The 26,586-nt window shown below is 62.8% G+C and carries 26 protein-coding genes and 1 tRNA gene; 9 read left to right on the forward strand and 18 right to left on the reverse strand.

Features of this window, described 5'->3' with window-relative positions; translation table 11 throughout:
- The first annotated feature begins 223 nt into the window (after nucleotides 1–223).
- The 3 genes from ACRTG1_RS08370 (at nucleotide 224) to ACRTG1_RS08380 (ending at nucleotide 2,635) form a co-directional block, all read left to right on the forward strand.
- The gene (locus tag ACRTG1_RS08370; RefSeq protein WP_432516073.1) at nucleotides 224–985 is read left to right on the forward strand and encodes an SDR family NAD(P)-dependent oxidoreductase; all 762 of its coding nucleotides are present in this window, start codon (nucleotides 224–226) and stop codon (nucleotides 983–985) included.
- Between the two features lie 82 nt (nucleotides 986–1,067).
- Nucleotides 1,068–1,838, forward strand: coding sequence for a HugZ family protein (locus ACRTG1_RS08375; protein ID WP_432516074.1), 771 nt, complete (start codon nucleotides 1,068–1,070; stop codon nucleotides 1,836–1,838).
- Nucleotides 1,835–2,635 (forward strand): TrmH family RNA methyltransferase, encoded by an 801-nt coding sequence (locus ACRTG1_RS08380; RefSeq protein ID WP_432516075.1) that lies wholly within the window; start codon nucleotides 1,835–1,837, stop codon nucleotides 2,633–2,635. The genes ACRTG1_RS08375 and ACRTG1_RS08380 overlap by 4 nt, the downstream gene beginning before the upstream one ends.
- A 17-nt stretch (nucleotides 2,636–2,652) precedes the next feature.
- Here ACRTG1_RS08380 and ACRTG1_RS08385 read toward each other — a convergent pair whose 3' ends face one another.
- Both ACRTG1_RS08385 and ACRTG1_RS08390 read right to left on the reverse strand, forming a co-directional pair.
- Nucleotides 2,653–3,933, reverse strand: a complete 1,281-nt coding sequence (locus ACRTG1_RS08385; RefSeq protein WP_206994046.1) for a hypothetical protein — start codon at nucleotides 3,931–3,933, stop codon at nucleotides 2,653–2,655.
- Between the two features lie 182 nt (nucleotides 3,934–4,115).
- Nucleotides 4,116–4,706, reverse strand: coding sequence for a DUF1134 domain-containing protein (locus tag ACRTG1_RS08390; RefSeq protein WP_113155875.1), 591 nt, complete (start codon nucleotides 4,704–4,706; stop codon nucleotides 4,116–4,118).
- A gap of 470 nt (nucleotides 4,707–5,176) precedes the next feature.
- Here ACRTG1_RS08390 and chpT point away from each other — a divergent pair, with 470 nt between their 5' ends.
- Nucleotides 5,177–5,809, forward strand: a complete 633-nt coding sequence (chpT, locus tag ACRTG1_RS08395) for a histidine phosphotransferase ChpT (protein WP_113156398.1) — start codon at nucleotides 5,177–5,179, stop codon at nucleotides 5,807–5,809.
- A gap of 103 nt (nucleotides 5,810–5,912) precedes the next feature.
- Nucleotides 5,913–6,281 carry a response regulator gene (locus ACRTG1_RS08400; protein ID WP_204360832.1) on the forward strand — a complete coding sequence of 123 codons (369 nt, stop codon included), beginning with the start codon at nucleotides 5,913–5,915 and terminating at the stop codon, nucleotides 6,279–6,281.
- A 155-nt stretch (nucleotides 6,282–6,436) separates the two neighbouring features.
- Here the strand turns inward: ACRTG1_RS08400 and ctrA are convergent, their stop codons facing one another.
- Nucleotides 6,437–7,132 carry a response regulator transcription factor CtrA gene (gene ctrA / locus ACRTG1_RS08405; protein ID WP_113155877.1) on the reverse strand — a complete coding sequence of 232 codons (696 nt, stop codon included), beginning with the start codon at nucleotides 7,130–7,132 and terminating at the stop codon, nucleotides 6,437–6,439.
- A gap of 442 nt (nucleotides 7,133–7,574) precedes the next feature.
- Here ctrA and ACRTG1_RS08410 point away from each other — a divergent pair, with 442 nt between their 5' ends.
- The gene (locus ACRTG1_RS08410; RefSeq protein ID WP_206548284.1) at nucleotides 7,575–7,940 is read left to right on the forward strand and encodes a flagellar export protein FliJ; all 366 of its coding nucleotides are present in this window, start codon (nucleotides 7,575–7,577) and stop codon (nucleotides 7,938–7,940) included.
- A gap of 199 nt (nucleotides 7,941–8,139) precedes the next feature.
- Here the strand turns inward: ACRTG1_RS08410 and ACRTG1_RS08415 are convergent, their stop codons facing one another.
- The gene (locus ACRTG1_RS08415) at nucleotides 8,140–8,415 is read right to left on the reverse strand and encodes a DUF1153 domain-containing protein (protein WP_113155879.1); all 276 of its coding nucleotides are present in this window, start codon (nucleotides 8,413–8,415) and stop codon (nucleotides 8,140–8,142) included.
- Between the two features lie 287 nt (nucleotides 8,416–8,702).
- Between ACRTG1_RS08415 and mnmA the strand changes: the two genes are divergently transcribed.
- The gene (mnmA, locus tag ACRTG1_RS08420) at nucleotides 8,703–9,887 is read left to right on the forward strand and encodes a tRNA 2-thiouridine(34) synthase MnmA (protein ID WP_206548285.1); all 1,185 of its coding nucleotides are present in this window, start codon (nucleotides 8,703–8,705) and stop codon (nucleotides 9,885–9,887) included.
- 122 nt (nucleotides 9,888–10,009) lie between these two features.
- On the opposite strand, the gene ACRTG1_RS08425 is transcribed toward mnmA, so the two are convergent.
- Complete coding sequence (locus tag ACRTG1_RS08425; protein WP_206544073.1) at nucleotides 10,010–10,963, reverse strand: Gfo/Idh/MocA family protein; 954 nt, start codon at nucleotides 10,961–10,963, stop codon at nucleotides 10,010–10,012.
- A gap of 230 nt (nucleotides 10,964–11,193) precedes the next feature.
- Here ACRTG1_RS08425 and ACRTG1_RS08430 point away from each other — a divergent pair.
- Nucleotides 11,194–11,270: transfer RNA gene (locus tag ACRTG1_RS08430), tRNA-Met, on the forward strand.
- A gap of 251 nt (nucleotides 11,271–11,521) precedes the next feature.
- On the opposite strand, the gene ACRTG1_RS08435 is transcribed toward ACRTG1_RS08430, so the two are convergent.
- The 12 genes from ACRTG1_RS08435 to ACRTG1_RS08490 form a co-directional block, all read right to left on the reverse strand.
- Entirely contained in the window at nucleotides 11,522–12,550 is a 1,029-nt protein-coding gene (locus ACRTG1_RS08435; protein ID WP_206544105.1) for a trans-3-hydroxy-L-proline dehydratase, read from the reverse strand.
- A 25-nt stretch (nucleotides 12,551–12,575) separates the two neighbouring features.
- Nucleotides 12,576–14,252 (reverse strand): aconitase X, encoded by a 1,677-nt coding sequence (locus ACRTG1_RS08440; protein ID WP_432516076.1) that lies wholly within the window; start codon nucleotides 14,250–14,252, stop codon nucleotides 12,576–12,578.
- A gap of 13 nt (nucleotides 14,253–14,265) precedes the next feature.
- Nucleotides 14,266–15,267 carry a 4-hydroxyproline epimerase gene (locus ACRTG1_RS08445; RefSeq protein ID WP_432516077.1) on the reverse strand — a complete coding sequence of 334 codons (1,002 nt, stop codon included), beginning with the start codon at nucleotides 15,265–15,267 and terminating at the stop codon, nucleotides 14,266–14,268.
- Nucleotides 15,268–15,269: 2 nt separating this feature from the next.
- The gene (locus ACRTG1_RS08450) at nucleotides 15,270–16,499 is read right to left on the reverse strand and encodes an NAD(P)/FAD-dependent oxidoreductase (RefSeq protein ID WP_432516078.1); all 1,230 of its coding nucleotides are present in this window, start codon (nucleotides 16,497–16,499) and stop codon (nucleotides 15,270–15,272) included.
- The gene (locus ACRTG1_RS08455) at nucleotides 16,500–17,222 is read right to left on the reverse strand and encodes an amino acid ABC transporter ATP-binding protein (RefSeq protein ID WP_113152815.1); all 723 of its coding nucleotides are present in this window, start codon (nucleotides 17,220–17,222) and stop codon (nucleotides 16,500–16,502) included.
- The gene (locus tag ACRTG1_RS08460) at nucleotides 17,215–17,868 is read right to left on the reverse strand and encodes an amino acid ABC transporter permease (RefSeq protein ID WP_113152816.1); all 654 of its coding nucleotides are present in this window, start codon (nucleotides 17,866–17,868) and stop codon (nucleotides 17,215–17,217) included. The genes ACRTG1_RS08455 and ACRTG1_RS08460 overlap by 8 nt, the downstream gene beginning before the upstream one ends.
- A gap of 12 nt (nucleotides 17,869–17,880) precedes the next feature.
- Nucleotides 17,881–18,546: an amino acid ABC transporter permease gene (locus ACRTG1_RS08465; RefSeq protein ID WP_206544109.1), complete on the reverse strand. Its 666-nt coding sequence runs from the start codon at nucleotides 18,544–18,546 to the stop codon at nucleotides 17,881–17,883.
- 58 nt (nucleotides 18,547–18,604) lie between these two features.
- Nucleotides 18,605–19,414, reverse strand: a complete 810-nt coding sequence (locus ACRTG1_RS08470) for a transporter substrate-binding domain-containing protein (RefSeq protein WP_113152818.1) — start codon at nucleotides 19,412–19,414, stop codon at nucleotides 18,605–18,607.
- Nucleotides 19,415–19,546: 132 nt separating this feature from the next.
- Complete coding sequence (locus ACRTG1_RS08475) at nucleotides 19,547–20,860, reverse strand: TRAP transporter large permease (protein ID WP_113152819.1); 1,314 nt, start codon at nucleotides 20,858–20,860, stop codon at nucleotides 19,547–19,549.
- Between the two features lies 1 nt (nucleotide 20,861).
- On the reverse strand, nucleotides 20,862–21,383 hold the full coding sequence (locus tag ACRTG1_RS08480) for a TRAP transporter small permease subunit (protein ID WP_113152820.1): 522 nt from the start codon (nucleotides 21,381–21,383) through the stop codon (nucleotides 20,862–20,864).
- A gap of 16 nt (nucleotides 21,384–21,399) precedes the next feature.
- Entirely contained in the window at nucleotides 21,400–22,461 is a 1,062-nt protein-coding gene (dctP, locus tag ACRTG1_RS08485; protein WP_222474002.1) for a TRAP transporter substrate-binding protein DctP, read from the reverse strand.
- Between the two features lie 250 nt (nucleotides 22,462–22,711).
- Entirely contained in the window at nucleotides 22,712–24,229 is a 1,518-nt protein-coding gene (locus ACRTG1_RS08490) for an aldehyde dehydrogenase (NADP(+)) (protein ID WP_432516079.1), read from the reverse strand.
- A 150-nt stretch (nucleotides 24,230–24,379) separates the two neighbouring features.
- Here ACRTG1_RS08490 and ACRTG1_RS08495 point away from each other — a divergent pair, with 150 nt between their 5' ends.
- Nucleotides 24,380–25,408, forward strand: a complete 1,029-nt coding sequence (locus ACRTG1_RS08495) for an Ldh family oxidoreductase (protein WP_432516080.1) — start codon at nucleotides 24,380–24,382, stop codon at nucleotides 25,406–25,408.
- A gap of 85 nt (nucleotides 25,409–25,493) precedes the next feature.
- Here the strand turns inward: ACRTG1_RS08495 and ACRTG1_RS08500 are convergent, their stop codons facing one another.
- Complete coding sequence (locus ACRTG1_RS08500) at nucleotides 25,494–26,456, reverse strand: dihydrodipicolinate synthase family protein (RefSeq protein ID WP_113155991.1); 963 nt, start codon at nucleotides 26,454–26,456, stop codon at nucleotides 25,494–25,496.
- Between the last annotated feature and the right edge of the window lie 130 nt (nucleotides 26,457–26,586).

The raw sequence follows: 26,586 nt of genomic DNA on the forward strand, positions 1-26,586 counted from the left end.
CCTCGCCCGAATGAAGGGCGGGGCGTTTGATCCCGGACGAACGAACTGAAACCAGTTCGGCGTTTCCAGCGCCCGTGAACCGGTCTAGATCGCCGTGCGTCCATCCGGACGCACAAAGGACGATCTAACCTATTGATGGAGCATCGGAATAACCCGAAAACCGGTTTCCACTTTTCGGTCCGATGCTCTACTCTGCCTCCCCAAATCAAAGGGAGGTCTTTTCATGAATCCATCCGGCGTTGTTGCACTCGTTTCGGGCGGCGGCTCGGGACTTGGCGAAGCCACCGCACGCGCACTTGCCGCCAGGGGGGCCAGGGTGGCCATCGCCGATATCGGCATGGAGCGGGCGGAAGACGTTGCCGCCGACCTTCAGGGCATCGCCGTCAAATGTGACGTGAGGAGCGAGGAGGACGTTCAGGAAGCGCTCCGCATCGCGACCGAAAAGCTCGGGGCCCCACGCATCCTCGTCAATTGCGCCGGCATCGCCATTGCGATGAAGACCGTCGGCAAGGATGGTCCGCACCCGCTCGACCTCTACCGCCGGGTGATCGAAATCAACCTTCTCGGCACGTTCAACATGATCCGGCTGTTTGCCGCACAGGCGCAGGAGCTGGAACCGCTCGACGGTGGCGAGCGCGGCGTGATCGTCAACACGGCCTCGGTCGCCGCCTTTGACGGGCAGGTCGGCCAGGTTGCCTATTCCGCCTCCAAGGGCGGCGTGGTGGGCATGACGCTGCCGATCGCGCGTGATCTGTCGCGCTCGGGCATTCGCGTCTGCACCATTGCGCCGGGCATCTTCAAGACGCCGATGATGGCCGGGCTGCCGGAAGACGCACAGGCCTCGCTTGGCCAGCAGGTGCCCTTCCCGCCGCGTCTTGGCGAACCGTCGGAATATGCGGCGCTCGCCTGCCACATCGTGGAAAACCAGATGCTGAATGGCGAGACGATCCGGCTCGATGGCGCAATCCGCATGGCGCCGCGATAGGCAGGTCCGGATATCCCCGCCGGGGACTTGAAGCCGCCTATTTCTTGAGCGAAAGAAGCATATTAAAACAGACGAGGCGGCAATGAGCGACGAAAAGATAAAAGACGTTATCCTTGAAACCGATGCAGACGCGATCCGCCTCGGGCGCACGCTGTTAAGGGTGTCGCGTTACGGCGCGCTCGCCACGGTCGATCCGGAAGACGGCGCTCCGTTTGCAACGCGCGTCGCCACCGCCACCGATCTTGATGGCGCGCCGCTCATTCTGGTCTCCGGCCTCTCCGCCCATACAAGGGGGCTTGAAGCCGATCCGCGCTGCTCGCTGCTCATCGGCGAGCCCGGCAAGGGCGATCCCCTTGCCCATCCGCGCCTCACCGTAAAGGCCACAGCGCAGAGGCTGGAGCGCGACAGCGACGCCCACGCGCTTGCCAAGCGCCGCTATCTGGCGCGCCATCCCAAGGCGAAACTCTATGTCGATTTCCCCGACTTCGCGATCTATCGGCTGGAGCCTGAAACCGCGCTCCTCAATGGCGGCTTTGCCCGCGCCTACAGGCTCACCCGAAGCGACCTTCTGAGCGACAGCCCGGCCCTTACGGGACTGGCCGCGGCAGAGGCTGGCGCGATCGCGCATATGAACAGCGACCATGCCGATGCGGTGGAAAACTATGCCCGGCATTTCGCCCGCGCGCAGGCCGGAAAATGGCAGCTCACCGGCATCGACCCCGACGGCGTGGACCTGGCGCTTGGCGACGATACGCGCCGCGTCTTTTTCGCAGAACCGTTGAGCGACGCCGCACAGATGCGCCCCGCCCTCGTTGAGATGGCCAGGGAAGCGCGCGCCGCGCTGGCCGCATGAAACGCACGCTGATCCGCATCGAAGAGGCTGACGATCCGCGCATTGCGGCCTATCGGGATATTCGCGAGCGCGATCTGGTGGGCCGGCAGGGCCGCTTCGTGGCCGAAGGCCGCGTGGTGCTGAACGTACTCTTCTCCACCAGCCGCTTTTCGGCAGAAAGCGTCTTTTTGCGGGGAAACCGGGTCGACGGCCTCGCCGATCTGATCGAACACATCCCGGAAGACGTGCCCGTCTATGTGGCCAGCGGCGCGGTGATGGACCAGATCGCCGGATTTGAAATCCATCGCGGCATTCTGGCCATTGGCAAAAAACCGGAGACGACCGGCAACGAGCTGCTCGACACGCTGCCGGCGCAGGCGCTGGTCGTGGCACTCTCCGGTATCTCCAATCATGACAATATGGGCTCGATCTTCCGCAACGCGGCGTCATTTGGCGCAGCCGCAATCCTGCTGACCGACGATTGCTGCGATCCGCTCTATCGCAAGGCCATCCGGGTTTCGGTCGGTGCAACGCTCAAAGTGCCGTTCGCGCGGATCAGCGATCCCGACGCCCTTGCCGGAGCACTGGAGAGCCGTGGCTTCTCCATTCTTGCGCTCAGCCCGCGTGGCGGGATCGACATTGCCGATGTGGAGCGCACACCGCGACACGCGCTGCTTCTGGGCAGCGAGGGGCACGGGCTTTCACAGGATGTGATGGACCGGCTGCCGACCGCACGGATTTCCATGGCGGATGATTTCGACAGCCTCAATGTGGCTGCGGCGTCGGCCATCGCGCTGCACCGGCTCTGGCGCGGCTGAACGCGGCGTTTGGCGATTTAGCCCTTCGTCTGCGCGCGCAGCGCACGCACCCGCTCGGCAAGGCTGAGCGGGCGACCCTCCGCGCCTTCGGGCTCCGCCTTTTCAAGCAGCCTGGTAATCGGCGTGTCCGTGCCTTCCAGCGCCGCCGTGAGGCTCACAACCTCGGCTGCGAGGCTGTGGATCTGCTCGCGCAGCGCATCGTCTGCGCGCGCGGTATCGGCTGGAGCCTTCTGCTTCGCGCCGCCAGCGGTCTTCGCCTTTTGGGCTGAAAGGTCTGCGCGAAGTTTCTTGTTTTCCTGCATGAGGCGCGAAATGCGTGTCTGCAATGTCTCTCGCTCGTCATTAAAGTCTTGCGCTGGGAAGCCTTGCGCCCGGAAGTCTTGCGCCGGCGCGCTTCTGCGCACGCCGCCTTCGCTCAGAACCGTTCCAAGCTGCAGCGATTTGTCGGCCAGTTCACGCGCGAGCCGGTCGCGCTCTTCTTCTGCTTCGCGAAGCCGCCGGGCGGCCTGCGTGGAGAGGCTTTCCGTGCTGGCGTTCGTAATGTCCTGACGCAGCCGCGCGATTTCACCCTCGCGGCGCTCCAGCTTTTCCTCAAGCTCGTAGAGAACCCGCATCTGGCCCTCGAGCTTCTTCTGCAGATCGGCGTTGCGCTTCTCGGCCACCTTGAGCCCGGCCTCGGCCTGATCGCGCGCCGTCTCCGCGTCGCGCGCTTCGCGGATCGCTTCCTTGCGTTCCCGGCGAAGCAAGGCCAGATCGCCCTCGACCTTGCGCAGCTCGGTTTCGCGCGCAACGAGTTCGATCTGCCGGCTGCTGGCAAGCAGCCGCTCTTCCTCATAGGTGTCGTTGAGCTGAAGCAGCCCCGCACTGCGCGTCTCGAGCTCGGCAAGCGTCTCATCGAGCCTTGCTTCCAGCGAGGCAATCGCTTCGGCCTTCTCATCAAGCGCCTTGGCCTGCCGCTCAACCTCCCCCTTCAGCCGGGCGATCAGCCGTTCCTGGGCAGCCCGCTCTTCGGAAAGGCGGCGCGCCTCTTCACTCATGCGGGAGAGTTCGACCAGTTGCGCGGACGTCTTGTGGTTGAGATTTTCGATGTTCATCTCGAGCCGGCGCGCAGCCATGGCGTGGCTTGCGCGCAGCCTGTCCTTCTCCGCCTCCAGCTCATTGGCCGAAAGCGGCATGCTGGCTTCAATGCGCTTGGTCGTGAGACGCACAGCACGACGCCAGAGGATCGGCGCCAGCAGAAGAGCCACAAACCCCGCTATGAAGAAGCCCAGAAGAAGGAGCAGTATGGTCTTGATCACCGCATGAAACCCATGTCGTCGTGAAAGCCACAGCGATTTGCCGCTTGCAGCCGGTTCCTTGGGTCACGCAAAAAGGCGTCCACGTCAAGCTGATAGGCGCGCCTGCACGGCCCAAAGACGGAAAGAGCGGCGCATCGCATCTGCGCGGCGCCGCTCCCGAATGGTCTGACGTCTGGTCTGGATCAGAAGGGATTCCAGGTCGGACGCGGGGTCAGCTTCAGATAGCCGAGATTGACGCCCAGACGCGCGCCGACACCGGTACGGATCGGAACCAGAACCATATTGTCGTTGGTCAGCGCGTTGAAACCGAGACCCGCAACCAGATAGGCCGAGCCCGCAACGCCGCCGAAACGACGGTAAAGATCGTTCACCGAGTTGAGATTGTAGACCAGGATCATCACGCGCGATCCCTGGCCGCCATAGTCCCAGCCGATGGAAGGCCCCTGCCAGAAGACCTTATGGTCACCGGCATTCTTGGTGTAGAGCATGCCCTCGCCATAGGTGAGGCCGCCGATGAAAGCGCCAGACCCTTCTTCGCCGAGAACATAGCCGTTCGGCAGGCCGTAATTGGAAAAGATCCGCTCGACCACGGCGGCAAGACCGCCGGTCGTCGCGCCGAAGAAGCCGTGACCGGCCTCAACGATCTCTCCTGCCGAGTAGGTATTGTTGGCGCGCGCCGCGTTCGTCGTCAAAGACAAGGCGCCAAGGCCGACCGCACAAACAATCAACGCGGCCTGGATGAGCCGCGTCCAGTCAAAAAGCCTTGCAGGCATTGTTCATTCTCCATCAATGAGTGGCTGTCAGAGACCGCCCCGTCATCGCCCCGCACAGAGCCACAACTGCTTAAAACTAGGCTCCGAATCTTTTCTAATTGTTAACCTCACATCAAAGATGCTTGGCAAAGGTTCTTCAGACCCCGAAAAACCAGCCACGGCAGCCGGATCTGTTTGCGATCAGAGCCAAACTGTTGCCGGTTTTAACGGGCCTGTGTAACCAGAAATCGTGCGTTTCATGATCTGATTCGGTCAGGGACTGGAGCCTGCGCAAAGTCAGAACCAATGGATTGCCGTGCGGCCGTTCGGGCGCACAAAGGACAGTCCGAACCATTAACGAAGCATCGGAATAGCCCGAAAACCGGTTTCCACTTTTCGGACCGATGCTCTGGAGCAGAGACCGGCCAGCCCCGTGGCGAAAGCAGACGGAAAAGGCCCGATTGGCAACAACGTCTGGAGGACAGATGCCCGTGTCCGAACTTTTCTCGCTGAGCGCCCCCGATCTGGCAGCTCTTCTGTGCAGCCGCGTTTGCCACGACATCATTTCTCCGGTGGGCGCCATCAACAATGGCCTCGAATTACTGGATGAAGGCGGTGCTGACGAAGACGCGATGAACCTGATCCGCGCAAGCGCGGTCAACGCATCGGCGCGTCTCCAGTTCGCCCGCATCGCTTTCGGCGCAGCCGGTTCGGCCGGCATGCAGATCGACACGGGCGACGCCCAGACGGTCGCGGCTGCCTTCATCAACAATGAAAAGCCCGAACTCGAATGGCACGGCGTGCGCGCCCTTCTGCCCAAGAACCAGGTCAAGCTGCTGCTCAACCTGCTTCTGGTCGCCAATGCGGCGATCCCGCGCGGCGGCAGGCTGCGGGTCTATCTGGAAGACACCGACACCAATGCGCATTTCGTGATCAAGGCCGAAGGCCCGATGCTGCGCGTCCCGCCGAAGTTCCTCGAACTGCACTCGGGATCGAAGCCGGACGAGCCCGTCGACGCCCACAGCGTGCAGTTCTATTACACGCTGCTTCTGGCCAAAGAGACCGGCATGAACGTGAACATTCGCGCCACGGCGGATGAGATCATTCTCTCTGCGGCGAAATAGAGAAGATTAACCATACCTCTTTGCCGCAGCTTTACCTGCAGCGGGCCATAGTCCTTTCTGTCGTCTAATCAGCGGCACCGGCTTTGCATGAAAGGACATGAAAATGGCTCGCTGCCTGATCGTTGACGATTCCAGTGTGATCCGGAAAGTCGCCAAGCGCATTCTGACGAGTGCGGACATGATGGTGACCGAAGCCGCGACCGGCCAGGAAGCGATCAATCTTTCTGCACACGACATGGCCGACATCATCATTGTCGACAGCTCACTGCCGGACATGGCTTCCAGCGAACTGGTCAGACAGCTGATGGCGCTGCCAGCTGAATTCAAGCCCTACATCCTTCTGTGCCTTGCCGAGCTCGATCTGGGCGCGATCATGCGCGCCAAGCGCGCCGGCGCAAAGGGCTACATGCTCAAGCCCTTCACCCGGACCCAGCTTCTGGAGCAGTTCCGCGAATTCCAGTCGGCCGCCTGAGAGCGCCCTCCGGCAGATGAGGCATGTTCTTGCGAGGCATGTCCTGGCTCCCTGCGGGCGACGCCCCTGCCCGGAATTTCCGAAAACGAGTACGCAACAAGAAAAACCCGGCCTCGCGGCCGGGTTTTGCGCGTTCCAAGGGGATTTGAAGCGGATCAGGCGCTTTCGCGGACTTCCTCGGGTTCACGCAGCACATAGCCACGGCCCCAGACCGTCTCGATGAAGTTCTGCCCGCCGGACGCTGCATCCAGCTTCTTGCGAAGCTTGCAGATGAACACGTCGATGATCTTCAGTTCCGGCTCATCCATGCCACCATAGAGGTGGTTCAGGAACATTTCCTTGGTGAGCGTCGTTCCCTTGCGGAGCGAAAGCAGCTCCAGCATCTGGTATTCCTTGCCGGTCAGGTGAACGCGCTGACCACCAACCTCGACCGTCTTGGCGTCGAGATTGACGATGAGATCGCCCGTGGTGATGACCGACTGCGCATGCCCCTTGGAGCGACGCACAATTGCGTGAATACGCGCAACCAGCTCGTCCTTGTGGAACGGCTTGGTCATGTAATCGTCCGCGCCGAAGCCCAGGCCGCGCACCTTGTCCTCAATGCCGGCCATGCCGGACAGAATGAGAATAGGCGTCTTGACCTTGGAAAGGCGCAACGTCCGCAGGACCTCATAACCGGACATGTCCGGCAGATTAAGGTCGAGCAGAATAATATCGTAGTCATAGAGCTTGCCGAGATCGACGCCCTCTTCACCGAGGTCCGTCGTATAGACATTGAAGCTCTCAGACTTGAGCATCAACTCAATGCTCTGTGCCGTGGCACTGTCGTCTTCAATCAGCAGAACGCGCATCTTTATCCCCTTCTCGCCGCCGACCCGGCCTGGCAGGCACCCGGCACCGAAGCAATGATTGCCTGAATCGGAGGCTGCCAGTTAATGGTTAACAAAATCTAATTCGTTCTGGCAAGCGCCAGAATCCCCTTTTAGCTTTTGAAGGCACCGGTTTGATTCCAATGGTGAAATTTCCGCTCCTGGACAACGCAAATTGCATTAGAAATTTACGCTAACCGACTCTCCAAGCAATCAAATTACGGCTCCTCACGCACAATCTTTACCGCGCCTTAAGCCATCACCCATATGATTAACAATGCCCGTAAACGAATGGTTACCGGGAAAGCTAAATCTTAGGATTTTGTTTCCTAAGTGCGTTTAGCATTTGTATTCCGACCCGGCGTAAAAGGGACGGACAGCCGCCGCGAGGCGCTGGTGTGTGCGTATTGTGGGAGTAACGAGCATGAAGCCGCGTGAAAATCTCGTCCGTCTGAAGCAGTTTCAGGTTAATGAGAAGCGGCGCCGGATGGCGCAGCTGGATACGATGATCGCAGAATTCGACCGCATGGCGGCGGAACTGGAAGCGCAGATCGTCTCCGAAGAAACGAAGGCGGGCATTACCGACCTCAATCACTTCGCCTACCCGACCTTCGCAAAGGCCGCTCGCCTGCGCCGCGACAATCTGCGCACCTCCCAGGCCGAACTGGTCGAGCAGCGCAAGAGCGCCGAAGCAGAGCTGAACGAGGCTGAAGCCGAGCTCGCCAAGGCCGAAGCGCTTGAAAACCGCACCCGCCCGGATGCCGCGCCCTCGCGCGCGATGACCGGCTAGACCTTTACGCTCACGCCACACCGCATTCTGCACGAGGCGGCAGGGTTATCCCCTGCCGCTTTTTTGCGTTCAGCGTTCAGGAATCCACAGACTGAAACCCGGAACGCAAAAAGGCCGGCGACGAGCGCCGGCCCTTTTTACGGTTTTGACTGGAAGTCGGCCCGCCCCTTCTAGCGAAGAGAAGCGCTCCGAAAGCCGATCAATGCCTGTATTGCTGGATCCGCGTCGTGCGCAGACCTGCAAGGCCATGATCCTCGATAGAAGCCTGCCATGAGAGGAACTCCTCCACCGTCAGACGATAGCGCTGACAAGCTTCCTCAAGGCTCAAAAGCCCGCCGCGTACTGCGGCAACCACTTCCGCCTTGCGACGGATAACCCACCTGCGCGTATTGCTCGGAGGCAAGTCCGCAACAGTCAGCGGGCTGCCATCCGGGCCGATGACATATTTTACGCGTGGTCGAACCATTTCGGTCATAGTACTCTCTACCTGAACTCAAGACCCGTTTCACAAGCTAGTGCGCCGGCTTTAAAATTTGCCTAAGCACATGGTAAGCATACGGTAACGGACATGAATCCCGCGTTAGGGATTTGCCTGAGATTTGTTTCAAATTGCGCCGGAAACGCTCCGGACCCCTTGGAAAAGCTGGGGTTTGCAGGCAAAAGGGGCGTTAACCTATCAGGGTGGCGGTGGCCCGATCCTTGACCTATATTCGCCGCATTGGCATGTAATCGGCCACGATAAAGACAAAGAAGACCTAGCGAATGAACAGCCTCGACCTGCCCGGACGCCCGCAGGACTGCCGAATCGTGGTGGCGATGTCGGGCGGCGTAGACTCCTCCGTTGTTGCCGGCATTCTTGCGAAACAAGGCTACGACGTGGTTGGCGTCACCCTTCAGCTTTACGATCATGGCGAGGCGGCTCACCGCCCCGGATCATGCTGCGCGGGTCAGGACATCGACGATGCGCGCCGCGTTTCCGAGACGCTTGGCATCCCGCATTACGTGCTGAATTACGAGCAGCGCTTCCGCGAGGCCGTGATCGATCCGTTTGCGCAGAGCTATGTGGCCGGTGAAACACCGATCCCCTGCGTCTCGTGCAACCAGACGGTCAAGTTCGCCGACCTTCTGGAAACGGCCCGCGAACTCGGCGCGGATGCGCTGGCCACCGGCCACTATATCCGCAGCCGCGCCAATGGCGCTCACCGCGCGCTCACGCGCCCCGTGGATGCCGAGCGCGATCAGAGCTACTTCCTGTTCGCCACCACGCAGGAGCAGATCGACTATCTGCGCTTCCCGCTGGGCGGTCTCTCCAAGCCCGAGGTTCGCGCCATCGCCGAAGAGATGGGCCTGAGCGTCGCCACCAAGCAGGACAGCCAGGACATCTGCTTCGTGCCACGCGGCAAATATTCCGACATCATCAGCAAGCTGAAGCCGGAAGCCGCCACACCGGGCGAGATCGTGCATCTGGACGGGCGCAGGCTCGGCCGCCATGACGGCGTGATGCATTACACGATCGGCCAGCGCCGCGGCATCGGCGTCGCGACCGGCGAGCCGCTCTATGTGGTGCATCTGGACGCGGAGAATGCGCGCGTGATCGTCGGCCCGCGCGAGGCGCTCGAGACGCACAAGGTTTTCCTGCGCCAGGTGAACTGGCTGGGCGACGGACCGCTTGGCGAGCTCCCCAGGGGCGGCATGGAAGTGTTTGCGAAGGTTCGCTCCACGCGGCCGCCCCGCCCTGCGGTGCTTCACCATGAAGACGGTGTCACCTGGGTCGAACTGACGGAAGGTGAGGCCGGCGTCGCACCGGGCCAGGCCTGCGTGCTCTACTCGGACGACGGCAATGAGGCCCGCGTCTATGGCGGCGGCTTCATCGAGCGCTCCGAGCGCGGCACCGAAGCCGAAGCGCAGCTCACGCGCCTCTCGACCATGGCTGGTCAGGGCGCGTAGAGCGCCCTGCGCCGCACTTCACGCCAAACCAGCCTGCATTTTTCTGAAATCAGCAGCGCACACGCGCCCGCATGGGCGCGTGATGAATCACGATTGCGCCTGAAAATGAAAGGCAGCGCCCGTCAGCCGTGGGTGACGGAGCCTGCCGTGAGAATGCGCAGAACCTCGATTGCCTCTTCACCGGTGGTGCGAGGCTCCTTGCGGGTCTCAATACAGTCGATGAAATGCTGCAGCTCACGCGTGAGCGGCATTCCCTCTTCCACGTCCACATAGGTCGGTTCATTGGTCGTGAACGCCCAGTGACCGCTGTCATGCCAGACCGCATGCCGATAGACGGCAAGCTTGCGCCCCCATGGCTCGACATCGTCGAACACGGCCATCGCCTTGTCGCCAACCACCGTCAGGCGGCGTTCGCGATAGGGGTTGAGGCGCGAGGTGAACAAATGGCTGCGCAGACCGCCGGGAAAGCGCATGTGCAGATGCGCGAAGTCGCTCAGGTGGTCGAGCAGCGCCGCGCCCTCGCCGCGCACCTCTTCCGGCGCAACGCCGGTCAGCGCGAGAATCATCGAGAGATCGTGCGGCGCCAGATCCCACAGGGCGTCATTCTCGGTGTGAAACTTGCCAAGGCCGAGACGATGCGAATGAATATAGCGGATTTCGCCGAGATCGCCCTTGTCGATCAGCTCCTTGAGCTTCTCGAAAGCCGGGTGGAAGCGCAGCACATGCCCCACCATGATGATGCGCCCGGTCTCGCGCGCAACGGCGACCGCGCGCTTGGCGTCATCGACGGTCAGCGCGATCGGCTTTTCCACAAGAACGTCCTTGCCGGCCTGCATGGCGCGGATGGCATATTCGGCGTGGTACTGCGGCGGCAGGGCCAGAACGATTGCATCGATATCGTCGTGCTCGAAGAGCGCCTCCGGGGAGATTGCGACGCAATCATGCTCACTGGCAAAGCCCTCGGCCCGCGCCTCATTGGCGTCGGAGACGGCTGCCAGCACTCCAAGAGACTTAAGCGTGCGAATGTGGTTTGAGCCCCAATAGCCACATCCGAGTACTGCAATACGCGGTTTCATCAAATCCTTCGCCCGAGATTTTGGCGCTGAAAACACATACAGACGCCGCACCCGCGACTCAACCCTGCCAGGGAAAACCCGGCCCTTTCTTAAGGGAATTCGACAGCCACGACAAATTCCCCCAAGAAACGAAGAACCCCGCTTGACAGGGCAGACACAGCCACCTTATATCCGCGCGTCTTCTTGAGGCAACGGACTCGCAGCCGACGCAGCTGTTTTTGTCCTCGGTTGGCGGAGTAGCTCAGTCGGTTAGAGCAGAGGAATCATAATCCTTGTGTCGGGGGTTCGAATCCCTCCTCCGCTACCACCATACCCCACAACAAAAGTGATAGGGGTTACAAGCTGTAGCGGTCCTCCGCTACCATTCTCCTTCAGGCTAAAAAATCCAATCACTTGGATAGAACGGTTTCCCGTCGTTTGTGCCGTTCTGCGCGCGTCATCTTGTCCTGCGCGACGTCCAGATTCTCCTGCCCGCATCCGGGCGGAAAGCGCCATAACGGACACTCTGCGCGCATATAGAAACGCCCGCAACGATGTCGCGGGCGTCTGAGGGCTGGCCTATCGTGCGCCCCAGGTGTCGGAGAGGCGGTAGCCGCCGGGCCAGGGGTCGTCGGGGTCCAGCATGTGCTGGTGAATGCCCGTGACCCAGCCACGCCCGGAAATTTCCGGCAGGATGGCTGGCACGTCGCCCACACGGGTCTCGCCGAGAATGCGGCCGGTAAAGGTCGAGCCGATCAGCGAAACAGCCGTCAGCCGGTCCTGTGGCCCCATTTGCCCACGCGCCGCCAAAACCGCCATGCGGGCGCTGAGCGCAGTGCCGGTGGGCGAGCGGTCGATCTTGCCGGGGCGGATCGCCACCGCAGCACCTGCGCGCAGACCGTCCGCATCGCGCTCGACAGGGCCGGCGAAAAGGCAGAACGAAATATGCCGCCAGTCCGGGTTTTCCGGATGATGGAACCCCAGCGCCTCATTGGCGGCGGCGGTGATTTTCACGCCAAGCCGCGCCAGATCATGCGCCTCATCCGGCTTCAGCGAGAAGCCAAGCGCCTGCGCATCCACGAAAACGAAACTGTCGCCGCCATAGGCCGTGTCCACGCTGAGCGTGCCAAGGCCTTCCACTTCCAGCGGCGCATCAAGCCGCGCGGCAAAGCTCGGCAGGTTCTGCACGAAAATGCGCTGCGCCTTGCCATTGGCGCACTCGGCCCGCACCCGCACCAGACCACCCGGCGCTTCAAGCACCAGCTCGGTGACCGGCTCGGTCATCGGCAGAATGCCGCCATCAAGCAGCACCGTGGAGACGCAGATTGAGTTCGAGCCGGACATGGGCGGCGTGTCTTCCGGCTCCATGATGATGAAGGCAGCGTCGGCGCGCGGGTCTTTCGGCGGCACAAGCAGGTTCACATGGCGAAAGACGCCTCCCCGCGGCTCGTTCAGAACGAAATTGCGCAGCGTCTCGTCCCGCGCGATCCACCGGCTCTGTTCCCACAGCGTGTCGCCCGGCGGGGGCGTGACGCCGCCCACGATCACGTCACCCACCTCGCCCTCGGCATGGGCGGAAATGACGTGAACCGTCTTGCTGCTGCGCATCTCATCGTCTCCTTTGCATAAAGTGTCAGGCGAGCCAGTCGGGAAGCGCCGTGCGCGCCCGACCACTCACCGCAGCTTCTGCGCAGTCGCGCAGAGAGCCGAACCGGACACTGCGCCCGGAAAGGCCGGGTGCGTAATGGGCGTATTTGCCGGAATTGGTCATCAGCGTGCGGGCCTTCGGCGGGAAAACCGGCTCGGAGATCGAACACCAGCACAGATCCGCCACCACCTGCACGCCCGAGGCTTCAAGCCGGGCGATGACACCCGCCTCTCTGGCCTGCGCCAGCGCATCACGCCCCAGCGTGACAATCGCCGCCGTGTCGACGTGGCAGACATGGCCATCGAGAAGCTGCGCCAGCGCCGCGCACTCGGCGAACGAAAAATGCGGACTGCCAAAGGCCACCAGATCGACCTGCTCGCCGCCGGCATTGAAGGTCTGCCACGCACCGGCCAGATCGGCGGAGCCGATACGCGCGCTGTCGGCATCCGCCGCCACAGGTCCGTCCGCCTCAGGCGTGACGCCAGCCACATGCAGCATGGGTGCGGCCGAGGTCGTGCCGAACGCGGCGCACAGCGCCTTCAAATCGTCTTCGGACGGGTTGGTGCTCTCCAGCCCCGTGAGGAGTGGAATGCGGTCCGGCGAAAGCCGTCCGGCCAGCCAGCCAAGCAAGGGCCAGAGCGCATCGTCATATCCATGGGGCAGATCCACATGGATCACGCGGCGCGGAGCGCGGTTATCGTCGAGATAAACGCCGGAAAGCGGGGCGCGACCGGTCAGCGCAATGCACAGATCGAGAAAATCGGGATGTTTGACGGTGCGCGCGCCCAGAACACTGTTGGCGTAGATCACCGCGTTGGATTCGGCCCAGGCGATGGCCTCGCCCTCACCCGGCGCTTCCGGCAGAAGATAGGGCGCGCAGGTGAAGCTGGGGCGTGCGCCCATGTCGACATAGGCCTGCGCCAGACGCGCCGCCGGCTGTCCGAAATCGGGCGAAACGCCCTGCGCGCGCCAGTTTGCGAAATCGACGGAAATCGCGTTCATCGTGGTGGGAATGCGCACCCGCGCGCCAAGCTTCACCATCGCCTCGGCAAATCGCAGATTTGCGGGGCTGGCATAGATGCAGCCATCGATATGGCCGCGCGTGACATCCACCAGCCCTTCCGCGCCCTGGCTCGCCGCCATGGTGCAGATCATCTCCATGGCCAACTGTGCTGCAGCGCCCTGCCCGCCGGAGAGCATCTCCCGGTCGTCGTCGCCCAACACAAGATCGGCGCCGTCGAGAGGTTTCAACGGCACCGACAGCGCGCCGGCCTCAATGCGATCTGCGTCGATCCGCGCAAATGGTGCGGCGGCAAGGGCGTCGTAGTCCGCCGGCCCCAGCCGCACCACGGAAAGCGGCCTGTCGAACATGCGCGCGGCAATCAACGCGCCAAGCGTCAGAATGTCCTCCGCCTCGCGGAAGACCAGCGCTGCCGGCGCGTGGCCATTGAGCGCGAGTTCCAGCAGCACGCCGCTGCCGGTGCACGAGCCACGGCTCGTCGGCATGAGCACCACTTTTCCCGCGATGGTCTCGCCACACAGCGGATGATGCGCGTCGATCACCCGGCCAGTGGCCGGATCGACGCCGCCCCAGAAGCTCAGGCCCTCGGAGAAGGCGAGCACCGGCCCCTCGGCCACGGCAGACAGAATGAGCTTTCCCATTGGTTCGCGCCGATCAGGTAACAACAAAGCCGTGCGCGAACGGGTCGCGATCATCGATGAAGAGCGTATTGAAGCCGGTCACCCGCGCCCAGCCGGCAATCGACGGCACGATTGCCGCGCGATCGGCCACCTGCGTCGCCCGCTCGACACGACCGCGAAACAGCGAACCGATGATGCTTTCATGCACGAAATCATCGCCGGGCCTGAGCTTGCCCTTCGCGGCGAGCTGCGCCATGCGGGCCGACGTGCCGGTGCCACAGGGCGAACGGTCGATGGCCTTGTCGCCATAAAAGACCGCATTGCGCGCATGGGCCTCGGGATCGCGCGGCGCGCCAGTCCACAGAATGTGGCTCAGACCGTTGATCGCCGGATGCTCGGGGTGAACGAACTCATATTTCGCATTGAGCGCCGCACGCAGTTTCGGGCTCAGGCCGATCAGCTCTGAGGCAGTGAAGTCGGCCATGTCGCGAAAATTCTTCTGCGGCTCGACAATGGCGTAGAAATTGCCGCCATAGGCAACGTCAACGACGATCTCGCCAAGCCCTTCCACCTCGGCGGAAAGCCCTTCGGCATAAAGGAAGGCGGGCACATTGGTCAGCCGCACTTCCTCGATGAAGCGGCCTTCCTCGCGATAGGTGACATCAACGCGGCCGGCCGGCGTTTCCAGCCGCAATTCGCCCGGCGTCTGCGGGCGGATCAGGCCATTCTCCAGCGCGATGGTGACCGTGCCAATGGTGCCGTGACCGCACATGGGCAGGCAGCCCGACGTCTCGATGAAGAGAACCGCCACGTCGCAATCCTCGCGTGTCGGCGGATAGAGGATCGCGCCGGACATCTGGTCATGCCCGCGCGGCTCGAACATCAGGCCGGTGCGGATCCAGTCATATTCGGCCAGGAAATGCGCACGTTTTTCCAGCATGGTCGCGCCACGCAGCATCGGCGCGCCCCCTGTCACCAGACGAACCGGATTGCCGCAGGTGTGGCCGTCGATGCAGGGAAAAGTGTACTGGGTCATGTCTACCTCGTAAAACGCGCCGGCGAGAATGGCGCAATGTCGATGCCGGGCTCCTGCCCCGTCAAAAGATCGGCCACGATATCGGCCGTGCCGGTCGACTGGGTCAGCCCCAGATGACCGTGACCGAAAGCGCAGATCACATCCGGACGGCCCGGCAGCGGGCCGATGGCCGGCAGCGTGTCGGGCAGTGAGGGCCGGAAGCCCATCCACTGCCTGCCGCCGGAAATGTCCAGACCCGGCAGGAACGCGGACGCCTTTTTCAGCATCGCTTCGGCGCGCGCATAGTTTGGCGGCAGGTCGAGCCCGCCAAGCTCCACCGCGCCACCGACGCGCAGGCCCGAGCGCAGGCGCGAAATCACGAAGCCATGTCCGCCGAAGGTGATATGCATGCGCAGGTTGAACCCGCCGCCGGGAAAGGTGGTGTTGTAGCCGCGTTCCGTCTCCAGCGGGATGCGCACCCCGGCGGTGCGCGCCAGGCGATGCGAGAATGCGCCGGCTGCCAGAACGACAAGACCCATCCGGTCGCCGGCGGTGGTGCGCACGCCGCCCGGTATCAATGCCTGCGCTTGGGCAATCTCGATCTCGCCGCCATCGGCGCGAAACCGCTCGGCCAGCGCCAGCGTGTAATCCTTCGGATCGTCGATGGTCGCCCAGCCCGGCGTGAAGGTGGCGTGGGTGAAGTGCGGCGAGAGCCCCGGCTGATATTCGGCGATCTCGTCGCCCTCAAGATGACGGAAAGCAATGCCCGCGGCCTCGCGCGCCTGCCAGCCGGACAGCGAAGCGCGAAACTCGCGCGCGCCTTCATAGACCTGCAACTGCCCCTCGCGACGCAGCATGCCGGTCAGGCCAGCCCGCTCAAGGAAAGGATCGAGCGTTTCCTGCGAGCGGCGCATCATCGCCGTCTGCGCGACGATGGAGGCGCGCACCTGCGCCGGCCAGCTTGCCCGCCAGAAACGCAGCATCCAGGGCGCGATGCGCAGCGCATATCCCGGCCGGATGCTCAGCGGCCCGAGCGGATCGAGCAGCCATTTCGGGGCCTGGCGAATGATCCTCGGTGAGGCCAGAGGCAGGATGTCGGGAAAGGCGAACGCCCCGGCATTGCCGGCGGACGCACCCGCCGCCGGCCCTTCACGGTCGATCACCTGAACCTTCAGGCCGCGCGCCTGCGCCGCCAGTGCAACCGAAAGGCCGATGACCCCGGCCCCGACGACGACAACCTCAGGCCGGCTCATTCAGCGTACACTCGAAAGGAAATTGCGTGTCTCTTCATGCTGCGCATCACCAAAAATCTGCTCGGGCGGGCCGATCTCGGCCATGACGCCCTTGTGGAAGAACGCGACCCGGTTCGACACGTCGCGAGCAAAGCTCATCTCGTGGGTCACACAGATCATGGTCATGCCATCGTCTGCCAACATTTTCAGCGTGTCCAGCACTTCACCCACAAGCTGGGGGTCGAGTGCGGAGGTCACTTCGTCAAACAGCATGTAGTCGGGCGACATGGCCAGCGCACGGGCGATTGCCATGCGCTGCTGCTGCCCGCCCGAGAGCCGGTTGGGATAGACCTTCAGCTTGTCGGCGAGGCCGACATGGCTCAACTGCTGAACGGCGATCTCCTCGGCATCGCGGCGCGACATGCCCTTCACCTTGCGCGGCGCGAGCGTGACGTTTTCCAGAACCGTGAGATGCGGGAACGCGTTGAACTGCTGGAACACGATGCCGATCTTGCGGCGTAAGAGGTTCAGGTCCGTTGTCTTGGCGTGCACCTCCGTGCCGTCAACGAGGATGCGCCCGCTGTCGATGGGCTCCAGCCCGTTGATGCAGGTCAGAAGCGTCGACTTGCCGGAACCGGAACCGCCAATCACCGACACCACCTCGCCCTTGTCGACGGTCAGGTTGATGCCTTTCAGAACCTCCAGCGCGCCGAAGGATTTGTGAACGTTTTCAATCTCAATCATTCTCTTGCCACCTTTTCTCCAGCCGGCCTCCCAGGCGGGCGATGGGAAAACTCAGGGCGAAATAGATCGCGCCGGTAATGAGCAGGATGAACATGGGCTCCTGCAGGCGCGTTACGAGGATCTGGCTGGCGCGCAGCAATTCGATGATGCCGAGCCACAGAACCAGGGCGCTGTCCTTCATCACCCCCAGGGTGAGACCGATCCAGCTTGGCAGGGCCACGCGCAGCGCCATCGGAAAGACGATCTGCGTCATGTCCTGTCCCCAGCTCAGCCCCAGCGAACGCGCCGCCCGGCGCGTCACCACCGGCACTGCATCAATCGCGCCACGCACGATCTCGGTGCAATAGGCCGAGGTGTAGAGCGCCAGCACCACGCAGGAGGTGACGAAGGGCGAGAGCTGCAGGCCCGCAATGGCCTGAAAGGCGTTTGCGAGGATCAGCTGGATAAGCAGCGGGACCGAGCGGAAAATGTCGAGCACGAAGACCAGCGGCAGTGTGAGCCACGGGCTTACATGGCTTCGAAGGACACCGAACAGCAGACCCAGAAGCGTGCCCCCGACCACCGCCAGAATGGTGATAGACAGCGTTACGCCTGCGCCCCTGATCAGGAACAGAATGTCGTTGAAGCTCAGAGAGGTTTCAAACATCGCCTATCCTCCTCAATACCGGAACAGGCGCCAGGCGACGAGCCGCGCTGCGAACATCACGGCCTTGGCGATGCAGTAGTAAAGCACGGCCGCCAGAGCGAAGAGCTCGAAGGTGCGGAAGGTGCGTGCGTTGAGATCCTGCGTCACACCGGTCAGATCGGTGCTCATGCCGACGGTCACACCGAGCGAGGTCATGAGGATCGCCCAGACCATCTGGTTGGTGGTCGGCAGAAACGCGATGCGAAACATCTGCGGCATCACGATCAGGCGAAACGCCTTGGCCTGCCCCATGCCGAGCGAGCGGCCCGCGCGCACCTGCGTGTCGGGGATCGCCCGCAGCGCGCCGCGAAAGGTCTCGCACAGATATCCGGCATTGTTGAAGGTGATGCCGGCCAGAAGCGCGACGAAGGGGCTGAGATAGATACCGAAGGAACCGAGGCCGAAATGCGCCATGTAGATCTGAAACAGGGCGGGCGTGTTGCGCGCCACCTCAACCCAGGCCATGGCCGGCCATTGCAGCCATTTTGAACCGGAGTTGCGCGCCACCGCCAGAAGCACCGCGATGGTTATGCCGATCACCATCGACAGAACCGCGATCTGCATCGTTACAAGCGCACCGTCCAGCATCTGCGGCAGGGCACGAAAGGCCTGCCGCCATTGAAAGGTGTAATCGAACATCCTGCGCTCCGCTTTGTGTCCGTATTGGGCGGGGGGGCGCAAAGCCCCCCTTCCCGGATCAGCGGTAGACCTTGTTGACCGTCAGGTCCGGTGCTTCGCTGCCGACCCACTTGTCGTAGAGTTCCGCGTAACGGCCCGTGCGCACCTGCTGGTTGATGAACAGGTCGAGATAGTTCAGCAGGCCGTATTCGCTGCGCAGCGTGATCAGCGACACATAGTCGGGCAGGTAAGGCGCGTCGCCGCCAATGGTCAGGCCCTCATAGCGGCCGCTCTCCACGATGGAGGAGGCAACCGTGGAGGTCACGACAGTGGCGTCGATCTGGCCCTGCGACAGCGCGAGGAACACATCGGCCTGCGACTGGTAGGGACGGAAGCTGCCGCCCTCACCCCACTTCTTGATGTCCTCTTCCAGCGCGATGGCCTCATAGGTGCCGGCAACCGATCCGACGGTGCGGCCCTTGAGCGATTCATAACCGTCGATCTCGGTGCCATCGCGGGTCAGGACAACATTGGTAAAGGCGAAGTAGGGAATGGTGAAGCCCGCCGTCTTGGCGCGCTCAAGCGTGTCGGACGTCGAGGCGACACCCACATCCGCACGGCCCGAAACGAGTGCGGGAATGCGGTCGGGGAACGGGGTTTCGACGATCTCGGCCTCGACGCCCAGCGCCTTGGCAAGGTCGTTGCAATAGTCGACGTCGAAGCCAATCGGCTCGTTGTTCTCATCGCGCGAGCCCATGGGCGGGAAGTCCAGCACCACCGCACAGCGCAGCGTGCCGGAGGCGATGATGTCGTCCAGCTTGTCGGCCTTTGCCGGGCCGGCAACCATGGCGGCAGCCATCAGGCCGCCAGCGATAATCTTGAAGTTCATGTCTCTCTCCCAGGTTTTTGAGTTTCAGCCGGCCGGCACGCAGCGCGGCTGAAACCAGTGCAGGCAATCACAAAACCTACAAAAATACAATTTGCATATTTATTGCCGACAGAAAAAATTTTCCATTGTTTGTCAGAATCCCACGATCCTGTCGGGAAGCCATGTGGCGAGCGCGGGGAAGGAAGCGACCAGCAGCAGGGTCAGAACCTGCAGGGCGATAAAGGGCAGAACGCCACGGCACATCTGGCCATAGGTCATGCCCGGCGGCGCGATCGATTTCAGGTAGAAGATCGACGATGCCATGGGTGGCGTCAGATACCCTGTCTGGATCACGATCAGCACCAGCGTCGCAAACCACACCGGATCAATGCCGGCCGCACGGATGAAGGGCGTGAAAAGCGGCACGCAGATCAGCACGTTCGCGGTCCAGTCCAGAACGAAGCCAAGGACGAAGACCACCAGCAGGAAGAAGATGATCATTCCTGTCGGGCCAAGCCCGGCGCTGTCGATGAACTCGCGGATCAGCCGAGCGCCGCCATTGGCCGCGAACGCTCCCATGAACATCGTGCCGGCTGCAACGATCAGCAGGATCATCGCCGAAATCCGCACCGTGATCGCAAGCGCGTCGCGCAGCATCGGCACGGAGAAACGCCCATTGAGAACACAAAGGGCCAATGCGCCGGCAGCACCCACTGCGGCTGCCTCGGTCGGCGACGCGATGCCGGCCAGGATCGATCCCAGAACGGCAAGGATCAAAAGCACCACCGGCAGCATGACCGTGACCGTCAGCCACAGCTTTTCTCCGAGCGCGACCGTTTCCTCTTCCGGATCACCGGGCTCTGGCTGCGGCGGATTGATGAGGCCATGGATGAAGATGTAGCCCAGGAACAGGACCACCATCAAAAGTCCGGGCACCATCATGCCGGCGAGCAGCTTGCCCACCGACATCTGCGCGAGCGAAGCGTACATCACGGCAATGACGGAGGGCGGGATCATCGTCCCCAGCGAGCCGCCGGCGCAGATCGTGCCTGCGATCAGCGAGTTGCCGTAGCGCGCCCGTTGCATTGCCGGGATCGCCATCATGCCGATCATCACCTCGACCGCGCCGACAACGCCGGCGGCAGCAGCAAAGATCGCGCCCATGGCGACGGTCGCCAGCGCCAGTCCACCCGGCAGGCGGGCAAGCCACAGGTTCATGACACGGAACAGGCGTTCGGCAATGCCCGAACGCTCCAGCAGCGCGCCCATGAGAATGAACATCGGGATCGCCGACAGGATAAAATTCGTCGAGGCGGAATAGAACGAGCCGTAAAGCTGGTTGAAAGCCACCTCGCCGAAGGCCGCAAGCCCTGCCCCGACTGCCACGACGATCAGGGAAAAGGCGATGGGCAAGCCCAACAGGATCAGCGCGAACAGCGCCGGAAACATAAGTCCTGCAATCAGCATGTCAGGTCTCGATCTTGAAACTGTCGTCGCTACGCGGTGCGGTCAACGCCCGCAGCCCCTCGGCGACAAGTTGCAGCGCCAGCGCGGCAAGGCCGATCGCCAGAGCGCTGTAGAATGGCCACATCAGCGGGGCCCACGGGCTGACATGCTCCACCTCTCCGGTCTGCCAGGCGCGCAGCGCACGCTGGCCGGCGATCAGCGCCAGCCATGTGAAGACCGGGCAGAGAACCGCAAGAAAGGCAAAACCGTCGATAGCGCCACGCACCCGCACCGGCATGCGCGACGACAGGAAGTCGATGCGCACATGGGCGTCTTCGCGCAGCGCCTGCGCCGCTCCGAGAACGAAGAGCACGCCCGTGCTCATGTAAGCGATATCGAAGGCCCAGAGCGTCGGCGCGCCAAACACATAGCGCGCCACCACCTCATAAAGCATGGAGGCGATCAGGATCAGCACCATCGCCTGCGCGATGTAGTTCAACCCGAGGGAAATCCGGTCTGCGACGGAGAGCAGGAAGCTCTTCATGATCGCCTCCCCGCGTCTAGTTGCCGTTGCGGATCAGATAACCGCTCTGCTCCGCCCAGCGATTCTCATAGGCGAAGTACTCGTCGAGGATCTCGGCCATGAGCGGCTTGCCGTCGGCCTTCTGCGCTTCGGCGGTCTTGCGGATCCAGTCGCGCCCGGCATCGGAGAGTTCCTGCTGGAAGGCAGGTTCCAGCTCGATCACCTCGGCCTTGCTGGAGCGAAGCGTCTCCATCGCCTTCATGTCCTGATCATAGAAATGGATCAGCGACTGCATCGTGGTCAGCTCGGATGCAGCTTCGATCTTTGCCTTGAGGGCATCGTCGAGTGCGTCCCAGGTCTCCTGCTTGACGACCACTTCCCACAGGAAGGTCGGCTGATGCACGCCCGGCACGACGATATACGGCGCGGCCTCATGGAACCCTTCCGGCAGATTGCCCGAGGGCGGGCCCCACTCAATGGCGTCGACGCCCTTGCGCTCCAGAAGCGTGTAGATTTCACCCGGCGGCACGACGGTCGGAACCGCACCGAAATAGTCGCGCATCACCTCGGCCCAGGGACCGGATGTACGGTATTTCAGGCCCTTGAGGTCGGCAGCGCCTTTGATCGGCTTGTTGGCGTGCGCCATGATCTCGGAAGAACCAATACCGACGACCAGCGACTTCAGACCTTCTTCGGCGCGCAGTTCGGAAAGCTTCTCACGGCCACCGCCTTCGAAGATCCAGGTGGAATAGGCTTCGGGGCCCATGCCGCCCGGAAAACCTGCGAAGATCGCATTCACCGGGTTCTGGTTGACGAGATAGCTCGGCGTGGAGTGGCCGGCCTCGACAATGCCGTCCTTCACACCGTCATAGACCTGAAGCGCCGGAACGAGAATGCCCGCGCCGAAGGGCTGGATCTCGACAGCGCCATCCGTCAGGCGGTCGACATTGTCGGCAAAGCGCTCAAGGAAATTCACATAGAAGGGAGAACCTTCGGGCACCGAGGTCGGCACGCGCCAGGTCACTTCCTGCGCCTGTGCGGCCGTGGCGGCCAGCGCCACTGCTCCGGCAAAGGCCAAACCTTTGAGATCAAGAAACATATCAACTCCTCCTTTGACGTTCTTGGTGGCATCCAACCAAAGCCGGCTATGGATGCACTCAAAATTTATACAAACTCAATTCTCCATGTCGACAAAAAAAATAATTAAATTTTTGAAGGCGCGCGCCCCCTGTTCCGAAAGCCGGCGGAACCGGTTGAACCCAAAAAAGAAAAGGCGCGGCGCGCATCCATGATGCACACCGCGCCCCTTCAAGGACGATTGGCGCCAAGCTCCCTGAACCGCAGTGCGGTCAGCCGCGCGCGTCTTCCGGCAGCAGCGCCTCAGGCATGTTCTGGTAGCAGACCGGCCGCAGGAAACGCCGGATCGACAGCGTGCCGACACTGGTCGCTCCGAAATTGGTGCTGGCCGGATAAGGCCCGCCATGCACCATCGTGTCGGAAACTTCCACACCGGTCGGGAAGCCATTCACCAGCAGGCGACCGGCCTTGCGTTCAAGGATCGGACGCAGCGCCTGCGCAGCCTCGATGTCGGCTTCGTCGATATGCAGCGTCGCCGTGAGCTGCCCCTCAAGACCGCGCGCGATGGCCTCGAACTCCTCAGCCGAAGCCGCACGCACGACGAGGCCGAGCGGGCCGAACACTTCGTGATGCAGCATCGGGTTCTCGAGGAACTCCGCCGCCGTGGTCTCGTAGAGAGCCGGCGAGGCGCTGCGCCCCTCGGCCTCGGTCACCATGACCGGGCGCGCGGCGCTGCTTTGCGCAATCTGATCACGGCCAGAGCAGAAGGCCTGCGCGATGCCGTCCGTCAGCATCACCTGCGCGTCGATCTGTTTCAGCCCATCGGCGGCGGCCGCGATGAAACGGTCGGCAGCTTCACCATCAATGACAAGAGCGATGCCGGGATTGGTGCAGAACTGCCCTGCCCCCATGGTCAGCGACCCGGCCCAGCCGCGTCCGATTTCCTCGCCGCGCGCCTGAAGCGCCTCCGGCATAACGAACATCGGATTGACCGAACCAAGCTCGCCAAAGAAGGGGATCGGCTCGGGCCGCGCGGCGCACAGATCGAACAGGGCGCGTCCGCCGGCAAGGCTGCCGGTGAAGCCAACTGCCTTGATCAGCGGGTGCTGCACGAGCGCGGCGCCAACCTTGCGGTCGCCGCCCTGGATGAGCGAAAAGACGCCGGCGGGCATGCCGCATTTTTCAACTGCCGCAAGGATCGCCTCGGCGACGATCTCGCCGGTGCCGGGATGCGCCGAATGGCCCTTCACCACGACCGGGCAGCCGGCGGCCAGCGCGGCGGCCGTGTCGCCACCGGCGGTCGAGAAGGCGAGCGGGAAGTTCGATGCGCCGAACACCGCGACCGGCCCGATCGGGCGCTGCACCATCACCAGTTCCGGGCGCGGAGCGGGCTGGCGATCGGGAAGAGCCGCATCATGCCGGCGGTCCAGATAGTCACCCTTGCGGATGTGATCGGCGAACAGGCGAAGCTGGCCGACCGTGCGTCCGCGCTCTCCTTCGAGCCGACCGGCGGGCAGGCCCGTCTCCTGCGTTCCGATTTCGGTGATGTCTGCGCCACGCGCATCGATCTCGTCAGCGATGGTCTCGAGGAAGACGGCGCGCTGTTCGCGCGAGGTCGCCGAATAGGTCTCGAACGCCTGCTCGGCAGCCTGAACCGCGCGATCCACGAGATCGACGGTGCCCACCGAATAGTGATGGCCGGGACCGTGCGCAGGCGATGATTCGAACGTGTCGCTGCCAGCGATCCATTCACCTGCAATCAGGTGTTTGCCGTGAGGTTTGAAGGGCATGTGTCCCCTCCTTCTTGCTGTGGGTTTCAGTCCATCGCGAGGGTGTCGGAAAGCCGCAGGTCTTTGCTGCTGCATGGCTTGCATCCGCCTCTTTCTGCATACAATATGTATACAGGATTGCAACCCAGCAACCGGAGGAAAGGACATTTTATGACGGAAACAACGCTGGCCATCGGCGAACTGGAACAGCTCGTCGAGGAGATCCTGCGCAAGGGAGGACTGTCACCGCTTCATGCGGGAGCGGTTACGCGCGTGATCGTGGCGGGTGAGCGCGACGCCTGCAAATCGCATGGCGTCTATCGCATCGAGGGCTGCCTGCGCACCATCAAGGCCGGCAAGGTCGTGCCGGATGCCGAGCCGGCGCTGACCAGCGACGGGACCGCGATTGTTCGCGTTGATGCGCGCGGCGGCTTCGCCAATGCCGCGTTCGAGCTTGGCGCGCCGGTGCTGGCGGAGAAAGCCCGCACGATGGGGCTGGCCGCGCTCGTCATCAACGACTGCACGCATTTTGCGGCCCTCTGGCCGGAGGTCGAGGCACTGGCCGAACAGGGCCTTGCCGCCATGGCCATGTGCCCGAGCTATGCCAGCGTCGCACCCGCCGGCGGCAGCGCCCCGCTTCTGGGAACCAACCCGTTTGCCTTCGGCTGGCCGCGCCGCGACAGCGATCCCTATGTGTTCGACTTCGCCACCAGCGTCGCCGCGCGCGGTGAGATCGAGCTGCATCGACGCGCCGGCAAAACCCTGCCCGAGGGCTGGGCCATCGATCCGGACGGCAACCCGACCACCGACCCGGAAGCAGCACTTGCCGGTGCGATGCTGCCCTTCGGCGGACACAAGGGTTCGGCCATCTCAACCATGGTCGAGCTGCTGGCCGGCGTGATGATCGGCGACCTGACCAGCCCCGAGGCGCTGGAAGCGCTGGGCACCACCACACTCGCGCCCGCCCATGGCGAACTGATCCTCGCCTTAGATCCCGCCCGCTTCGCACAGGGACGCGCAGGCGACCCGATGGCGCGCGCCGAGGTGCTGTTCGAAGCGTTTGCCGGACAGGGCGCACGCCTGCCATCGCAGCGCCGTTTCGCGGCCAGGGCAAAGGCCCGCGCGGAAGGCATTCGCCTCAGTGCAGACGAGATGGCGCTGCTGGAGCGGCTACGCGAACAGGGGCTGGACGCGGTCTAACCCCTTAGGGGCAGCCTTCATTCCATCGAAAATGAAAAAGCCCTCCCGGAACCAGCCGGGAGGGCTTTATTTGTCGTCACAGGCCTCAGGCGGCGTATTTGGTCACCGCGCCGGGCAGCTTGCTCCACTCCGCATACCATTCGCGGAACAGGCGATACTGCGCCTCGGCATAGCCGCGCTGGCTGTCGGAGAGCTCGTCCGTCTCGTTGAAATGCAGGGTGTATTCCTTGTCGCCGTTCAGCACCATCATGTGCTTGTAGTAGAGGACAAGATCCGGCCCCTCGTCAAAGGAAGAGAGAACAGCCAGCGCCGCATCCAGCTCGGCGGCCCGCTGGCGCGCATCGGCGTCGCCGGCAGCGGCAGCCTGGCTGAGCGCAACCAGATGCAGCACTTCCTTCGGCAGCACATTGCCGATGCCGGTGATCGCGCCGCTGGCGCCGCAATTGACGAAACCATGAACGACAGTCGTGTCGACGCCGATCATGAGCTTGATCGTCTCGTCACCGCTGGTGATGTTCTCGGCCGCGTAACGCAGATCGGCAGCGCCACCGAATTCCTTGAAGCCAACCAGATTGGGATGCTCGGCGCGCAGCGCGAAGAACAGGTCGGCACGGGTGGCGAAGCCATAATACGGGCTGTTGTAGATCACCGCCGGCAGGTCGGGCGCAGCCGCGAGAATGGCCTTGAAGTGGTTGCGCTGTGCTGCGGGCGAATTGCCGCGCGACAGGACACGCGGGATGACCATCAGACCATGAGCACCCACCTTGGCCGCATGCGCCGCATGCTCCACTGCCTTGGCGGTGTTGACCGCACCGGTGCCGACAATCACGGGAACGCCAGCCTCGACCAGACGCGCCACGCCCTCCATGCGCTCCTCATCCGTCAGAAGCGGCCAGTCACCCATGGACCCGCAATAGACAACGCCGCGCATGCCTGCCGCGATCAGCTCTTTGCCCTTGCGCACCAGCGCGTCGAAATCCGGCGTCCGGTCGTCCTTGCACGGGGTCATCAGCGCGGGAATGCAGCCCGTGAAAATATCGTTGCTCATGCTCGTCTCCTTCGAATGCATGGTTTCGCGCGGCGCACGACATCCGTCCGCACCTGATTCCAGATTGGATCACGAGGAAAATATCACTTGTATTTTTTTTGTCGACACAAATTTTAGGCAATGTGCTTTC

The sequence above is a fragment of the Nitratireductor sp. PBL-C9 genome, from assembly GCF_050877045.1.
GTDB lineage: Bacteria > Pseudomonadota > Alphaproteobacteria > Rhizobiales > Rhizobiaceae > Nitratireductor > Nitratireductor aquimarinus.

Coding starts and splice junctions, on each gene's coding strand:
- ACRTG1_RS08470 (WP_113152818.1), bottom strand. CDS start 19,414: ATGAACTTCAAGATTATCGCTGGCGGCCTGATGGCTGCCGCCATGGTT.
- ACRTG1_RS08380 (WP_432516075.1), top strand. CDS start 1,835: ATGAAACGCACGCTGATCCGCATCGAAGAGGCTGACGATCCGCGCATT.
- ACRTG1_RS08500 (WP_113155991.1), bottom strand. CDS start 26,456: ATGAGCAACGATATTTTCACGGGCTGCATTCCCGCGCTGATGACCCCG.
- ACRTG1_RS08465 (WP_206544109.1), bottom strand. CDS start 18,546: ATGTTCGATTACACCTTTCAATGGCGGCAGGCCTTTCGTGCCCTGCCG.
- ACRTG1_RS08460 (WP_113152816.1), bottom strand. CDS start 17,868: ATGTTTGAAACCTCTCTGAGCTTCAACGACATTCTGTTCCTGATCAGG.
- ACRTG1_RS08475 (WP_113152819.1), bottom strand. CDS start 20,860: ATGCTGATTGCAGGACTTATGTTTCCGGCGCTGTTCGCGCTGATCCTG.
- ACRTG1_RS08410 (WP_206548284.1), top strand. CDS start 7,575: ATGAAGCCGCGTGAAAATCTCGTCCGTCTGAAGCAGTTTCAGGTTAAT.
- ACRTG1_RS08375 (WP_432516074.1), top strand. CDS start 1,068: ATGAGCGACGAAAAGATAAAAGACGTTATCCTTGAAACCGATGCAGAC.
- ACRTG1_RS08370 (WP_432516073.1), top strand. CDS start 224: ATGAATCCATCCGGCGTTGTTGCACTCGTTTCGGGCGGCGGCTCGGGA.
- ACRTG1_RS08480 (WP_113152820.1), bottom strand. CDS start 21,383: ATGAAGAGCTTCCTGCTCTCCGTCGCAGACCGGATTTCCCTCGGGTTG.
- ctrA (WP_113155877.1), bottom strand. CDS start 7,132: ATGCGCGTTCTGCTGATTGAAGACGACAGTGCCACGGCACAGAGCATT.
- ACRTG1_RS08400 (WP_204360832.1), top strand. CDS start 5,913: ATGGCTCGCTGCCTGATCGTTGACGATTCCAGTGTGATCCGGAAAGTC.
- ACRTG1_RS08425 (WP_206544073.1), bottom strand. CDS start 10,963: ATGAAACCGCGTATTGCAGTACTCGGATGTGGCTATTGGGGCTCAAAC.
- ACRTG1_RS08390 (WP_113155875.1), bottom strand. CDS start 4,706: ATGCCTGCAAGGCTTTTTGACTGGACGCGGCTCATCCAGGCCGCGTTG.
- ACRTG1_RS08415 (WP_113155879.1), bottom strand. CDS start 8,415: ATGACCGAAATGGTTCGACCACGCGTAAAATATGTCATCGGCCCGGAT.
- ACRTG1_RS08495 (WP_432516080.1), top strand. CDS start 24,380: ATGACGGAAACAACGCTGGCCATCGGCGAACTGGAACAGCTCGTCGAG.
- ACRTG1_RS08450 (WP_432516078.1), bottom strand. CDS start 16,499: ATGAGCCGGCCTGAGGTTGTCGTCGTCGGGGCCGGGGTCATCGGCCTT.
- ACRTG1_RS08455 (WP_113152815.1), bottom strand. CDS start 17,222: ATGATTGAGATTGAAAACGTTCACAAATCCTTCGGCGCGCTGGAGGTT.
- ACRTG1_RS08440 (WP_432516076.1), bottom strand. CDS start 14,252: ATGGGAAAGCTCATTCTGTCTGCCGTGGCCGAGGGGCCGGTGCTCGCC.
- ACRTG1_RS08490 (WP_432516079.1), bottom strand. CDS start 24,229: ATGCCCTTCAAACCTCACGGCAAACACCTGATTGCAGGTGAATGGATC.
- dctP (WP_222474002.1), bottom strand. CDS start 22,461: ATGTTTCTTGATCTCAAAGGTTTGGCCTTTGCCGGAGCAGTGGCGCTG.
- ACRTG1_RS08445 (WP_432516077.1), bottom strand. CDS start 15,267: ATGACCCAGTACACTTTTCCCTGCATCGACGGCCACACCTGCGGCAAT.
- mnmA (WP_206548285.1), top strand. CDS start 8,703: ATGAACAGCCTCGACCTGCCCGGACGCCCGCAGGACTGCCGAATCGTG.
- ACRTG1_RS08435 (WP_206544105.1), bottom strand. CDS start 12,550: ATGCGCAGCAGCAAGACGGTTCACGTCATTTCCGCCCATGCCGAGGGC.